Below are 14,310 nucleotides of genomic sequence, written 5' to 3'. Positions count from 1 at the left end.
TTACACCTTCGACACAAGAGGACGGCCGAGCAGGCCTTGGGGCCGAAAGACCAGAACGAGAACGAGCAGCGAGAAGCTGAAAACGTCTTTGTAGTCCGAGTTGACCAAACCTGAGAACAGCGACTCGGAGATACCGAGGATGATCCCGCCAAGCATCGCACCAGGCAGCGAGCCGATGCCGCCAAGTACCGCAGCGGTGAACGCCTTGATGCCGATGATGAAGCCGGCATAGAAGTCGAACGTGCCGTAGTTCATGGTGATCAGTACGCCGGCCAGGGCCGCCATCGCTGCACCGATGATGAACACGTAGGAAATCACGCGGTCAGTGTTGATCCCCAGGATAGAGGCCATCTTGCGGTCTTGCTGGGTGGCGCGGCACATGCGGCCGAGCTTGGTGTACTTGATGATGTAGGTCAGCAGCGCCATGCCGGCGAATGCGGCAATCAGGATAAACACCTTGGTGTAGGTCAACTGCACGAAGCCAGTGCCGACTTCGACGCGCCAGGCTCCCGTCAACAAGGTCGGAACGCCCTGTTGCTTGGCGCCTTGGGCGATCTGGGCATAGTTCTGCAGGATCAGCGAAATCCCGATGGCGCTGATCAGCGGTGCCAGTCGGGTGGAGTTGCGCAGGGGCTTGTAGGCGACGCGCTCGATGACCCAGCCATACACCGCCGTAACCACGATGGTGAAGATCAAGGTGCCGAGCATCAACAGCGGGAAGGATTCAATACCGAAGTATGCCAGCAGAGCCAGACTGATTGCCGCGAGGTAAGCGGAAATCATGTAAACCTCGCCGTGGGCGAAGTTGATCATGCCAATGATGCCATAGACCATTGTGTAGCCGATGGCGATCAGGCCATAGACCGACCCGAGGGTCAGGCCATTGACCAGTTGCTGCAGGAAAATACCATCCATAACGCAATCTCACGCATTTGAGAGACTGCACAGAAGCCGGGTGCAACGGACCGGGGTTCAGCCGCCGGGGCAACACGGTTGTGTGCAGCTCTACGAGAAAAGACAGGTACTGCACGGACATGTTCATTGACTGCCCGGTGCACAAGGCACCGGGCAGATCAGCAAGTCATATCACTTCTGTTTTTCCAGCTGGTGGTATTTGCCGTCCTTGTCCCACTCGTAAACCACGTAGTCGGAGACTTTCAGGTCGCCCTTGGCGTCCCAGGTCTTCTCGCCCATCACGGTTTTGACCGGGTTTTTCTTCAGCCACTCGGCGGCCTTTTCGCCGCTGTTGGACTTGGCGCCATTGAAGGCAGCAGCCAGGGTCTGGACCGAAGCGTAAGCGTAGAGGGTGTAGCCTTCAGGCTCGGTACCGGCCTTGCGGAACGCATCTACCACGGTTTTGCTGTCTGGCAGCAGGCGCGGGTCAGCGCCGAAGGTCATCAGCACGCCGTCAACGAATTGCGGACCGCCAGCAGTGGTCACCAGTTCGTCGGTCACGATGCCATCATCGGACATGAACTTGACGTCTTTGAGGCCTTGCTCACGCAGTTGACGGACCAGAGGACCGGCTTCCGGGTGCAGACCGCCGAAGTAGACAACGTCGGCGCCAGCGCCGCGGATCTTGGTGACAATGGTGCTGAAGTCTTTCTCGCCACGGGTCAGGCCTTCATACAGCACAGGCTTCACGCCGCGTTTTTCCAGTTGCGCCTTGGTAGCGTCCGCCAGGCCTTGACCGTAGGTGTCCTTGTCGTGCAGGACGACGACTTTCTTGCCCTTGAGCACGTCGACGATGTAGTCACCGGCCACGATGCCTTGCTGATCGTCACGCCCGCACATACGGAACATGGCACTCAGGCCGCGCTCGGTAACCGCAGGGTTGGTGGAACCCGGGGTGATTGCAATGATGCCCGCTTCGTCGTAGATCTCGGAGGCCGGGATGGTCGACGAGGAGCAGAAGTGACCGACCACGCCGGCGACTTTCTGGTTGGTCAGGTCCTTGGCGACCGTCACAGCCTGTTTCGGTTCGCAGGCGTCATCGCCCTTCACCAGTACGATTTTTTCCCCGTTGACGCCGCCCGCCGCGTTGACCGCGTCGGCTGCAGCCTGTGCACCCTTCATGTACTGCTCGCCAAATGCCGCGTTGGCACCTGTCATCGGACCCGCCACACCGATTTTCACATCAGCCTGTGCAAACGCAGAAACACCCAACGCAGTTGCCACTGCGAGGGCCAGAAAGCCTTTCTTGTAAAACGTCTGGGACATGAGGTGGTGCTCCAAGGTTTTTTTTTAGTTGGCACTGCGACTTCTCTGAATGCTCAGAGCAAGGGCCGTGCCATCGGTTTTTTATTCTGAAAAAAGTCGCTGCTTTATTGTTATTTCGACTGTTTCGATCCCATTTTCATTGGGCGTGCAACCGTCTAAACCGCGGAAGGTGAAACCAATTATTTTTAAAGGCGCAACCCGCACGCGCCATCATTGCAACCGCGGCGCCAAACGACGTGCAACCAGCCTGTAACAACGTGCGTCACCGAAGTGCACACTGCTGGTGCGGAACTGCTACAACCCGCACCTTTTACAGGCTAGTCGCTGCGCGAAAAAGCGCCGCTCCCCGCAACAAATTTCAACAATCAAATAACGATCCGCAAGCACTGGCCTGCGTGATACAGCGAGAAACCGGCCTCGTACAGACAACTGCGCAAACCCACCCCGGCCAATGGCTGCATGGGGGCAAAGGGAATCGGTAGCGCCTGAGGATTTCCGTTACACAGATAATCGGCAAAGGCTTTGCCAACCACCGTCCCTGTTGTCACGCCCCTGCCGTTATAACCGGTGACTGCCACTAAACCGGGCGCTGGCTCGAACAAGCGCATCAAATGGTCGGGGGTAAACGCGATGCAACCAGTCCAGGTGCATTCCCATTCCACGGGTTTGAGGTAGGGGAAATAGTGCTGCTGCACCCGATCGGCCCAGGCCTTGAGGAACCAGGCCGGTTTCTGATTGCCGTTACCGAGGCTGCCCAGCAACAGACGGCCGTCTTTGTCGCGACGAATACTGCTCAGTACCTGGCGCGTGTCCCAGGAACCCTGACCGCCGGGCAGAATTTGCTGCGCGGCATCTTCGGTCAGCGGGACCGACGCCACTTGATAGTAATAACCGGGGAAGAAATTGCGCCGCAACTCCGTCCAGTCGCCTTCGGTATAAGCGTTGGAGGCGATGACCACTTGCTCGGCGAGCACTGAACCCTGAGCGGTTTGTACCGACCAGCGTTGGCCCTGACGTTCGAGTCGGGTCACCGGAGAATGATCGAACAGCTGACCACCGAGGCCGATGGCCGCTTTGGCCAGCCCCGTGGTGTAGGCCATCGGGTTGATCGTGCCGGCACGCTTGTCGAGCAGCGCGGCAGCAATCTTTTTGGTGCCCGTCGCTTGTTCGCACGCTTGTCCGGTCAGCAGTTCGACCGGAGCCCCGCGACGTTTCCATTGTTCTTCGCGACTGCGCAGATCGGCTTCGCCACGGGCGTTGTGCGCCATGTGCAGCGTGCCTTCGCGACGTAACTGGCAATCAATGTTGTATTTGTCGACCAGGCTGAACACCAGGGAGGGCGCTGCACCCAGCATGCGATTGAGCTGACTGCCCACCGCTTCGCCGAACCCGGCTTCGATCTCGTCCGGTGGAATCCACATCCCGGCGTTGACCAGCCCGACGTTACGCCCCGAACCGCCGTGACCGGCGCGATGGGCTTCGAGCACGCAGACCGTTTTACCTTTTTCCAGCAGATGCACCGCCGCCGACAGACCGGTGAAGCCGGCGCCAATGACGCAGACATCGACTGATACTTCGCCCTTGAGCGCGGCATTGTCGGGCCTTTGCGGCGTCAGTTTTTCCCACAGACACTCTTCGCGTAACGGCATTGCCAGACTCCAACAGAAACCTAACAAACAACAAAGCAAAAGCTTCGCGGGCAAGCCTCGCTCCTACAGGTGTTGAGTGATCCTGTAGGAGCGAGCGGGCGGCGATCCGACTTGCCCGCGAAGGGGCCTATCAGTCGAACGTAATGCCCTGAGCCAACGGCAACTCCAGCGAATAGTTCACGGTGTTGGTCTGACGGCGCATGTAGCCGCGCCATGCATCGGAGCCCGACTCACGACCACCACCGGTTTCTTTCTCGCCACCGAACGCGCCGCCAATTTCCGCGCCGCTCGGGCCGATGTTGACGTTGGCGATGCCGCAGTCGCTGCCCACCGCCGACATGAACTGCTCGGCTTCACGCACGTCGGTGGTGAAGATGCACGAGGACAGGCCTTGTGGCACCGAGTTGTTCAGGCGCAGCGCTTCGTCGAAGTCCTTGTAACTGACCACATACAGAATCGGCGCGAAGGTTTCATTGCAGACCACATCGCTTTGTTCCGGCATTTCAACGATGGCCGGCGAGACGTAATAAGCGTTAGGGAATTTGTCTTCCAACTGGCGTTTGCCGCCAAACACCCGGCCGCCTTCGCTCAAGGCCTGTTCCAGCGCGTCCTGCATGTTTTCGAAACTGTTTTTGTCGATCAGCGGGCCGATCAGGTTGCCCTCGAGCGGATTGCCGATGCGGACCTTGGAATAGGCAGCCTTGAGGCGGGTGACGATTTCTTCCTTCACCGACTCATGGGCAATCAGGCGACGCAACGTGGTGCAACGCTGACCGGCGGTGCCGACGGCGCTGAACAGGATGGCGCGAACGGCCATGTCCAGGTCGGCGCTTGGGGCGAGGATCATGGCGTTGTTGCCGCCCAGTTCCAGAATGCTGCGAGCGAAACGTGCGGCGATTTTCGGTGCCACTTCGCGGCCCATGCGGGTGCTGCCGGTGGCGCTGATCAGCGCGACACGCGGGTCATCGACCAGCGCTTCGCCGGCATCGCGGCCGCCGATGATCACTTGGCTCAGGTGTGGAGGTGCGTCGCTGAAGTTCTTCAGGACGCGGTCGAACAGCGCCTGGCAGGCCAGTGCGGTCAGCGGGGTTTTCTCGGACGGTTTCCAGATCACCGGGTTGCCGCAGACCAGCGCCAGCGTGGTGTTCCAGGCCCAGACCGCAACCGGGAAGTTGAAGGCGCTGATGACGCCGACGACGCCCAGCGGATGCCAGGTTTCGCGCATGTGGTGGCCAGGACGCTCGGAGGCGATGGTCAAGCCGTACAGCTGACGGGACAGGCCGACCGCGAAATCGCAGATATCGATCATTTCCTGAACTTCACCCAGGCCTTCCTGAGTGATCTTGCCCGCTTCCCAGGACACCAGCTCGCCGAGGTCGGCCTTGTATTCGCGCAGGATGTCGCCCAGTTGGCGCACCAGCTCGCCGCGGCGCGGGGCCGGGACCTTGCGCCACAATTCGAACGCATGATCTGCACGACTGATGTGCTGTTCGACTTCAGCGGCGCCTTCCCAGTTCACGGCAGCGATCCGGCTGCCATCGATCGGCGAATGCACCGGCACTTTGCCGTTCTGGTACAGGGCCGGGTTCACACCAAGACGATCAAGCAATGCGGCAACCATGGGTCACTCCTCGAGCAAAAACAGAAAACGTGCAGCCGGATATTCACGGCTGATCAGACCTGTAGTTTTAGCTCCCCGGAGGTTACCCAACAAACGACCTTTAAGAGAGATATCATTCCGTTTATTCATGCTTTGAATTGCTGGCAGTAAAAGAAACAAGAAAAAGGACCGTCCATGCTGAATAAACGCTATTTGCCGTCGATCACCGCGCTGCAGTGTTTCGAGGCCGTGACCCGGCATTTGAGCTTCACCCGGGCCGCCGAAGAGCTGAACCTGACCCAGAGCGCTGTCAGCAAACAGGTCGCGCAACTCGAAGAGTTGTTGCAGCACTTGTTGTTCCGCCGGGTGCGCCGACGCCTGCAAATGACCCCGGCCGGAGATTTGTACCTGGTGGAAGTACGAAAAATCCTCACGCAGGTCGAGATGTCGACCCATTACCTGCGCTCCTACGGCGGTGAAACCGAAGTCTTGCGGGTTTCGACGCCGCCGACCTTCGGCGCGCGCTGGCTGGTGCCACGCCTGAAAGGTTGGCGCCTGCGCCATCCCTCGATCCATCTGGACCTGTGCAGCGAGCAGGAAGCCGACGATTTGCTGCAAGGTCGCAGCGACCTGGCGTTCTACTTCGGCCAGGGCTCGCGGCCCGGCACCGAATGCCTGAAGCTGTTTGGCGAGGAGCTGGTGCCCGTCTGTGCGCCGGGCAGTCTGCCGGACACGCCGTTCACCGACCCTACGCAGCTCGCCGACCTCGTCCTGCTGCAAAACGCCTCGCGGCCCCAAGCCTGGCATGACTGGTTCGACAGTCAGGGCTACCACACCGAACACAGCTACCACGGCCCGCGCTTCGAAACGTTCTATATGTGCATCCGCGCCGCCCAGGTTGGCTGCGGCGTAGCACTGCTGCCACGTTTTCTGGTGGAAGAGGAATTGGCCGACGGCAAATTGGTCATACCCTGGCAGCACGCGATGCCCAGCACCGATGCTTATTACCTGGCCTACCCCGAGCATTCGGCGGAAGTGCCAAAGGTACGGGATTTTGTGAAGTGGATGCTGGAGCAGATTGATAGCCCGGCTGCACCGTAGATTTGAAGCCCCGGCTAATCCTTGTGGCGAGGGAGCTTGCTCCCGTTGGACTGCGCAGCAGTCCTGTATTGGGGGCGCTTCGCACCCCAGCGGGAGCAAGCTCCCTCGCCACAAGGATATGCACTGTCTAAAAAATCGCTGGCAATAACTGCCTCTGATATGCGCCACTAGCCCATTCATAGAAACAGCTGAAACGTCGCGACCACGGGCCGCGGCAAGCCTGGAGAACCCCGTTATGAGCGAGAGCGTGTTTGGCGATCGCATCGTGCAGAACCTGCTCGACACCGACTTCTACAAACTGACGATGATGCAGGCGGTGCTGCACAACTACCCGAATGTGGAAGTCGAATGGGAGTTTCGTTGCCGTAACAGCGAGGATTTGCGCCCGTATCTGGCTGAAATACGCTTTCAGATCGAACGTCTGGCCGAGTTGAGCCTGAGTGCCGACCAGTTGAGCTTCATGGAACGCATCAGTTTCATGAAGCCGGATTTCCTGCGTTTTCTCGGGCTGTTCCGCTTCAACCTGCGTTACGTCCACTCGGGTATCGAAAACGGCGAGCTGTTCATCCGCCTGCGCGGGCCGTGGCTGCACGTGATCCTGTTTGAAGTGCCGTTGCTGTCCATCGTCAGCGAAGTGCGCAATCGTTATCGCTACCGCGAAGTCGTGCTGGAGCAGGCCCGTGAGCAGCTCTATCGCAAGTTCGACTGGCTCACCGCCAACGCCAGTGCAGACGAATTGTCCGAATTGCAGGTAGCCGATTTCGGTACACGCCGTCGCTTCTCGTTCCGTGTGCAGGAAGAAGTGGTGAATGTGCTCAAGCACGATTTCCCCGGGCGTTTCGTCGGCACCAGTAACGTGCACCTTTCACGGGAGCTGGACATGAAGCCTTTGGGCACCATGGCCCACGAATGGATCATGGCGCACCAGCAACTCGGTCCACGGCTGATCGACAGCCAGATTGCCGCACTCGATTGCTGGGTCCGCGAGTACCGGGGCCTGCTGGGGATCGCCCTGACCGACTGCATCACCATGGATGCCTTCCTCAACGACTTCGACCTGTTCTTTGCCAAGCTCTTCGACGGCCTGCGCCATGACTCCGGCGATCCGGTGATCTGGGCAGAAAAGGCGATCGCCCACTATCAAAAGCTGGGCATCGACCCGATGAGCAAGACCCTGACGTTCTCCGACAGCCTGACGCTGCCCAAATCCCTGGAAATATTCCGGGCGTTGCGCGGTCGGATTAATGTCAGCTTCGGTATCGGCACCAACCTGACGTGCGATATTCCGGGTGTCGAACCGATGAGCATCGTGCTTAAAATGGCGGCCTGCAACGGCCAGCCCGTGGCAAAGATTTCCGATGAGCCTGGCAAGACTCACTGCAAAGACCCAAATTTCGTCGCCTATTTGCGACACGTTTTCAAAGTACCTGCCGCCCCTTCCAGCACATCTGGCACCACTAGCAAGGAGTGAATTCATGCAAGCCGTACAGCGTGAGATTGCTGAGCAGCTCAAGGTTCAGCCGCCATTCGCCGACCACGCCGCCCTCGAGGCCGAAGTCGCCCGGCGGGTCAGCTTCATTCAGGATTGCCTGGTCAATTCCGGGCTCAAGACCCTGGTGCTCGGCATCAGCGGCGGCGTCGATTCGCTGACCGCCGGCCTCCTGGCCCAACGCGCCATGCGTGAGTTGCGCGAGCAAACCAGCGACAAAAGCTACAAGTTCATCGCCGTGCGCCTGCCTTACGAAACCCAGTTCGATGAACACGATGCCCAAGCCTCGGTGGATTTCATCGCCCCGGACGAACGTCACACTGTGAACATCGGTCCGGCGGTCAAATCCCTGGCCAATGAAGTGGCGGCCTTCGAAGGCAAGCATGCGGTCTCGGTGGATTTCGTGCTTGGCAACACCAAGGCGCGGATGCGCATGGTCGCCCAATACACCATCGCCGGCGCCGCACAGGGTCTGGTGATCGGTACCGACCACGCGGCGGAAGCGGTGATGGGTTTCTTCACCAAGTTTGGTGATGGTGCTTGCGACCTGGCCCCGTTGAGTGGCTTGGTGAAAAACCAGGTCCGGGACATCGCCCGCAGTTTCGGCGCGCCGGAATCGCTGGTGGAAAAAATCCCGACTGCCGACCTTGAAGACCTGTCACCGGGCAAACCGGACGAAGCGTCCCACGGCGTGACCTACGCCGAAATTGACGCGTTCCTGCACGGAAAGCCGGTGCGAGAGGAAGCGTTCAAGATTATTTGCGATACGTATAAGAAGACGCATCACAAGCGGGTGATGCCGTTTGCGCCATAAGTAAGGCGGCGTCTGGACCGACGTCATCGCTAGCAGGCTAGCTCCCACAAGGACTACGCAGTACCTGTGGGAGCGAGCCTGTTAGCGATGAACGATGACGCGGTCAAATGTCAGGCACAAAAAAAGCGTCCCAATCGGGACGCTTTTTTATGTACTCGAATCGATTACTTCAGGGTAACCGTACCTTTCATCATCGAGATGTGGCCCGGGAACGAGCAGAAAAAGCCGTAGCTTTCGCCAGCTGCCAGTTTCGATACGTCAAAGGTCACCGAATCGGTTTCGCCAGCACCAATGATTTTGGTGTGGGCAATGATGCGTGTATCACCTTCTTTCAAGTAGTTCTTGTCGATACCGGCAGCCAGGCCGTCAGTTGCGATCGGCTGCATATCAGCAGTTTTGCTCAGCACCCAGTTATGCCCCATGACATTTTTCGGCAGGCTGCCGGAGTGCTTCAATTCCACGGTGAAGGTCTTGCAGCTCTTGTCGATGGCGATGTCCTTGGTATCGAAGGACATCTGGTCAGTGGAGTCGACAGTGACCTTGCATTCGGCAGCCATCAGTTGGCTGCTGGCCAGTGTCAGCAGGGATACCGCAACAAGTTTGGCAAACATGGTGAATCTCCAAGGCAGGGTTAACAAAAGTGCGAATGGACAGAAGACTGCCTGAAAACTTCGCAAGTTCCTATGACCTGAATCAAAAATTGTATACAACTTTCGGGCTATGACACCTATCGAAACAATCTACCAGCCAGACGTCTGGCCCGGCCCTATCATCAGGCCGTCATCCCTCATCTGGAGCGCCTGTCATGTCCTTTAACAGCCTGTTGCGCAGTTTGCTCGCCGCTTATGCCTGTGGCTCCAGCGGCACCTACGAAACACCTGAACGCGAAGTTTAGACCTTGGAGCGCCGCCCGCCTGCCTTTACTCTGTGGCCATCCTGACCGTGGAGTAAGGCATGTCTTTAGCGTCCGTTTGTGTATTTTGCGGTGCCAGCACCGGCACCCACCCGGCTTATCGTGAAGCGGCTGTCGCCCTCGGGCGTGCACTGGCCGAGCGCAAGCTGACCCTGGTCTATGGCGGCGGCGCCGTCGGGCTGATGGGCATCGTCGCCGATGCGGCACTGGCGGCCGGCGGCGAAGTGATCGGGATCATTCCGCAAAGCCTGAAAGACAAGGAAATCGGCCACAGCGGCCTGACTCGTCTGGAAGTGGTCGACGGCATGCATGCGCGCAAGGCTCGGATGGCTGAGCTCAGCGACGCCTTCATTGCGCTGCCCGGTGGACTCGGCACCCTGGAAGAACTGTTCGAAGTCTGGACCTGGGGCCAGCTCGGCTACCACGGCAAACCGCTCGGGTTGCTGGAAGTGAACGGTTTCTACAGCAAATTGACCGGTTTTCTTGATCATATCGTCGGCGAAGGCTTCGTTCGCGAAGCGCACCGTGACATGCTGCAAGTGAGCGAATCGCCGCAAACCCTGATCGATGTGCTGGACGCTTGGCAGCCGACAGTGGTGCCCAAATGGACAGAGCAAAAACCCAGCTAACGGCTCGGTCCCGATACAGGGCAGAATATGCGCCGCTCAACCTCACCTTCGACCCCAGAGGATCGCCCATGGCTAAACCTAATTATTCCTTCGCCAAACGTCAGAGAGACTTGGCCAAGGAGCAGAAGAAAGAGGAAAAGCTTCAGCGCAAGAAAGCTACAGCTGAAGAAGAAGCAGCAGCACTGAACCCGGATGCCGAAGGCGAAGTGGCTACAGACGAAACTGAAGCACCGAAAGATCAGGCGCCCGACGCCTGAGACCCTCAGGGCCCGATGATCTGATCAGGCCCACCGGATCTGTGTCCAGGGTCAGCAGTTCCTTGCTGACCCTCACAGGCCAATCTGAAATACCCCATCCCTAAATAACTGCACAGCCCCTGTGGGAGCGAGCCTGCTCGCGATTGCGGTGTGTCTTCAACATTAGTACCGACTGACACACCGTAATCGCGAGCAGGCTCGCTCCCACAGGAGATCATTGCTACTCCAATGGCATCACGGTGACGCGGACTTCGGGATCATGACTGCCGCCCCCCAGAATCACCCCACGCAACGGCGAAACATCGGAAAAATCACGGCCCCAGGCCAGGGTGATGTGTTCGAGCGCGGGTTGCACATTGTTGGTCGGATCAAAATCCACCCAACCGAGCGCCGGGCAAAACACTGAAACCCAGGCATGGGACGCATCGGCGCCAATCATCCGTGGCTGGCCCGGTGGTGGCTGGGTCAGCAGATAGCCGCTGATGTACCGCGCCGCCAAACCACGCGAACGCACACACGCGAGCATCAGGTGAGCGAAGTCCTGACAGACACCACGCCGACGCTCCAGCACTTCCACCAATGGCGTGGCCACTTGCGTCGCCTCGGCGTCGAAGGTGAACTCGCTGAAAATCTTCTCCATCAAGGCCTGTACGCCCAGCAACAAAGGCTGTCCCGATGGAAAACAGCTTTCCGAAAATTCGACAAAGTTGCGCTTCAAATGCACATAGGGCGATTCGAACCGGTAACGGCACGCTTCCAGCAACGCTGCAGAAAGCGGCTGACTGCTGTAGGTCAGCGCGTTGCGGGTTTCTTCCCACGCGGTGGATTGATTGAAATCCAGCGTTGGCCGGGCCAGCACCTCGACGGTGAGCCGGGCGTTGACCAGCAATTCATCGTGCGGCCGCTCAAACGCCAACCGAGTCAGCGGATTGCCAAACACATCCAGCTCATCCCGGCGCGAGGTCGGTTCGGGACTGATCTGCAAGTGCTGCTCGGTGCAGCGCTGCCAGGCACAGGCCCGTGGCCACAGGTGCGCGAGTTGCTGGGCCAGGGACACCGGGCTGTCGTAGTGATAATGGGTGTCGTGGAGAATCTGGTAACGGGCGCTCATCAGACGGACACCGTGCGCTGGCTGACATCATCGACATGGGCGAAATGGCGCAGGGCCAGACGATCCGACACTTGCCCGCTGGCATCGGCGATCTCTTGCAGCAAATCGGCCAGACCGTTGATGGCGGCGCGAACGCTGGCGTCGCCGAACAGCGAGTTCTCCAGGCAGCCCAGATCGAAACGCGCCAGGCGCTCCACCAGTTGCGGCAGACCCGCTTCGCGAGGCACGCCAAAATCATCGTTCAAACGCTTCAAAGTGCGGGTCACCAGTTTCAGCTGGAACAGCACCGCATGCGGGTTTTGCTCATCGAGCAGCAATAGGTCGAGCACCGGAATCAACTGCGCCACCGCCAGGTAGCGCGAGCGATAGGTGATGCTGCTGTTGCCCAGCTCCAGCAGCCATTCCAGCCCGGCCTGATCGAAAGCACCAGCACCACGCAGAAACGCCGCGAGGCTGCCGCTGAGAAACTGCAAGCGCTCGATCCGCCGACCGATCATCAGAAAACGCCAGCCTTCATCCCGTGTCATGTCATCCAAGGCAAAACCGGACAGCGCCGCCAGGGACATCACCAAGCGGTTCAGGAAATCCAGCAACTCGCCGAAATCCGGCTCTTCGGTTTCCAGCTCCATGGCTTCGCGCTGCAATTCCACCAGCGCCTGCCAGTTTTCCCGCGAGAGCTTGCCACGCACTTGCGAGGCAGCCCACTGCATGCGCTGCAGGTTGGAGCGCAGGCTGAAGGGCCAATCATCGCCGAGTAGTGCAGCCAACAGCCGCTCGGGCAACTCACCTTCGTCTGGCAACAGATTCAGTCGCTCGCCGAGGTCGACCGCCGCTTCCAGGGCCTGCGGGTCATCGCCGTCGATGTAGCGTGCCAGCATGATCCGCAGCAATCGCGCGCTGTCATCACACCGTTCGCAATAGCGGCCAAACCAGAACAGGTTCTCGACCACCCGCGACGGCAGGTACGGATCGCGTCTAACCAGGTCATGCACACCGATCGTGCGCTGGGTTTTCCATTGCTCGCCGCTGGGAGGACGATCCCCCAACACCCAAGTGTCCTTGCTCGCACCGCCGCGTTGCATCGACACCACTTCCGCATCCGCTTCGGCAGCCACTCGGGTCAATCCGCCCGGCAACACCCGATAACCGTCTTGACTGGCCACCGCATACACACGCATCCCGATGGCTCGCGGTTGCAGTTGACCGTCCTCGGCCTGCCAGATCGGTGCCTGGGACAATTGCGCCAACTCTTGCGCAACATAGGCATAAGGCCGTGCTTGCATGCGCTCGGCCAGGGCCTGACGCTGTTTTTCACTCAGATCGCGGCCAAACACAGGGGCGAAGCTTTGCGATGGGAAAGCGGGTTTGATCAGCAATTCCGGCAGTTTCTCCAACGCCTGGGCCAGTACCGGCGCTTCGCCACACCACCACGTTGCGATGGACGGCAGGATGAGTTCTTCGCCGAACAGGAATTGGTTGATCTTCGGCAGAAAGCCCAGCAACCCCGGCGATTCCAGTACGCCGCTGCCGAGGGCATTCGCCACCAATACGCGCCCCTGCCGCACAGCTTCAAGCAAACCCGGCACACCGAGTGCCGAATCGGTACGCAACTCCAGCGGATCGCAGAAGTCGTCGTCGAGCCGACGCATAATCGCGTGAACCCGGCGCAGGCCACTGAGGGTCTTCAGGTAGACCGTGGCATCGCGCACCGTCAGGTCGCCGCCTTCTACCAGCGGATAACCGAGCTGGCGTGCCAGGTACAAATGTTCGAAATAACTTTCGTTGAAACGCCCCGGTGTCAGCAACACGATCAGCGGCACGTCATCATCGGTTGGCGCCTGACGGGCGAGGGTTTCCTGAAGCGTGCGGAAGAATCCGGCCAGGTGTTGTACCTTCAGGTCGCGGTACAACTCGGGAAAGGCCCGGGACACGATGGTGCGGTTTTCCAGCGCATAACCGGCACCGGAAGGCGCTTGAGTCCGATCCGCCGTCACCCACCAGCGGCCGTCCGGCGTACGCGCCAGATCGACGGCATACAAATGCAGAAAGGCCCCGTCCGGCGGCGTAATGCCCTGACAAGGCCAGAGGAAGTTGTTGTGACCGAACACCAGTTCAGCCGGCAGCAGCCCTTCGGCAATCAACCGCTGTGGGCCGTAGAGGTCAGCCAATACAGCGTTCAACAGCCGTGCGCGTTGGGCGATCCCGGCCGATAACTGCTGCCATTCATCAGCGGCAATCACATGCGGCAGCAGGTCAAGTTCCCACGGCCGATCCGCGCCCTTGGGGTCGGCGTAGACGTTGTAGGTCACGCCGTTTTCCTGGATCTGCCGGGTCAACAGGGCCTGACGCTGCACCAATTGCGCTGGCGTGCTGCGTTGCAATTGGTCGAACAACCGGCGCCAGTGCGGGCGCACGGCGCCGCTGTCGTCGAGCAGTTCGTGATAAGTGCCCGCCGTCAGCGGGTAGCGGTCAAGCAGGTCAGGCATGGAAAGCTCGGCAGACAGCAAAGAACGGTCAGACTAACGCA

The 14,310-nt window shown here is 59.5% G+C and carries 12 protein-coding genes; 5 read left to right on the top strand and 7 right to left on the bottom strand.

What is annotated here, in order from left to right; translation table 11 throughout:
• The 4 genes from ACA075_RS02755 to amaB all read right to left on the bottom strand — a co-directional run bounded on the left by ACA075_RS02755 (position 1) and on the right by amaB (position 5,490).
• Positions 1 to 915, bottom strand: coding sequence for an ABC transporter permease subunit (locus ACA075_RS02755; RefSeq protein ID WP_046064350.1), 915 nt, complete (start codon positions 913 to 915; stop codon positions 1 to 3).
• 171 nt (positions 916 to 1,086) lie between these two features.
• On the bottom strand, positions 1,087 to 2,220 hold the full coding sequence (locus tag ACA075_RS02750; RefSeq protein WP_219093672.1) for an ABC transporter substrate-binding protein: 1,134 nt from the start codon (positions 2,218 to 2,220) through the stop codon (positions 1,087 to 1,089).
• 365 nt (positions 2,221 to 2,585) lie between these two features.
• Positions 2,586 to 3,869: an L-pipecolate oxidase gene (gene amaA, locus ACA075_RS02745; RefSeq protein ID WP_497297182.1), complete on the bottom strand. Its 1,284-nt coding sequence runs from the start codon at positions 3,867 to 3,869 to the stop codon at positions 2,586 to 2,588.
• 130 nt (positions 3,870 to 3,999) lie between these two features.
• Positions 4,000 to 5,490 carry an L-piperidine-6-carboxylate dehydrogenase gene (amaB, locus tag ACA075_RS02740; protein WP_497297181.1) on the bottom strand — a complete coding sequence of 497 codons (1,491 nt, stop codon included), beginning with the start codon at positions 5,488 to 5,490 and terminating at the stop codon, positions 4,000 to 4,002.
• Between the two features lie 174 nt (positions 5,491 to 5,664).
• Here amaB and ACA075_RS02735 point away from each other — a divergent pair, with 174 nt between their 5' ends.
• The 3 genes from ACA075_RS02735 (at position 5,665) to nadE (ending at position 8,873) form a co-directional block, all read left to right on the top strand.
• Positions 5,665 to 6,570 carry a LysR family transcriptional regulator gene (locus tag ACA075_RS02735; RefSeq protein WP_497297180.1) on the top strand — a complete coding sequence of 302 codons (906 nt, stop codon included), beginning with the start codon at positions 5,665 to 5,667 and terminating at the stop codon, positions 6,568 to 6,570.
• Between the two features lie 235 nt (positions 6,571 to 6,805).
• Positions 6,806 to 8,041 (top strand): nicotinate phosphoribosyltransferase, encoded by a 1,236-nt coding sequence (gene pncB, locus ACA075_RS02730; protein WP_497297179.1) that lies wholly within the window; start codon positions 6,806 to 6,808, stop codon positions 8,039 to 8,041.
• 4 nt (positions 8,042 to 8,045) lie between these two features.
• Positions 8,046 to 8,873, top strand: a complete 828-nt coding sequence (nadE, locus tag ACA075_RS02725; protein WP_497297178.1) for an NAD(+) synthase — start codon at positions 8,046 to 8,048, stop codon at positions 8,871 to 8,873.
• A 164-nt stretch (positions 8,874 to 9,037) separates the two neighbouring features.
• On the opposite strand, the gene azu is transcribed toward nadE, so the two are convergent.
• The gene (gene azu / locus ACA075_RS02720; protein ID WP_219093655.1) at positions 9,038 to 9,484 is read right to left on the bottom strand and encodes an azurin; all 447 of its coding nucleotides are present in this window, start codon (positions 9,482 to 9,484) and stop codon (positions 9,038 to 9,040) included.
• Positions 9,485 to 9,827: 343 nt separating this feature from the next.
• Between azu and ACA075_RS02715 the strand changes: the two genes are divergently transcribed.
• Positions 9,828 to 10,415, top strand: coding sequence for a cytokinin riboside 5'-monophosphate phosphoribohydrolase (locus ACA075_RS02715; protein WP_497297177.1), 588 nt, complete (start codon positions 9,828 to 9,830; stop codon positions 10,413 to 10,415).
• A 68-nt stretch (positions 10,416 to 10,483) separates the two neighbouring features.
• Positions 10,484 to 10,672, top strand: coding sequence for a hypothetical protein (locus ACA075_RS02710; protein ID WP_007947526.1), 189 nt, complete (start codon positions 10,484 to 10,486; stop codon positions 10,670 to 10,672).
• A 220-nt stretch (positions 10,673 to 10,892) separates the two neighbouring features.
• Here ACA075_RS02710 and ACA075_RS02705 read toward each other — a convergent pair whose 3' ends face one another.
• Both ACA075_RS02705 and ACA075_RS02700 read right to left on the bottom strand, forming a co-directional pair.
• The gene (locus ACA075_RS02705; protein WP_497297176.1) at positions 10,893 to 11,783 is read right to left on the bottom strand and encodes a transglutaminase family protein; all 891 of its coding nucleotides are present in this window, start codon (positions 11,781 to 11,783) and stop codon (positions 10,893 to 10,895) included.
• Positions 11,783 to 14,269, bottom strand: coding sequence for a circularly permuted type 2 ATP-grasp protein (locus tag ACA075_RS02700; RefSeq protein ID WP_497297175.1), 2,487 nt, complete (start codon positions 14,267 to 14,269; stop codon positions 11,783 to 11,785). Before ACA075_RS02700 ends, ACA075_RS02705 begins: the two co-directional genes overlap by 1 nt.
• Positions 14,270 to 14,310: the final 41 nt, after the last annotated feature.

It is taken from the genome of Pseudomonas sp. LBUM1663, from assembly GCF_059695905.1.
Note: the sequence above shows the minus strand (reverse complement) of the source record. Positions and strands in the feature narration are given on the sequence as shown.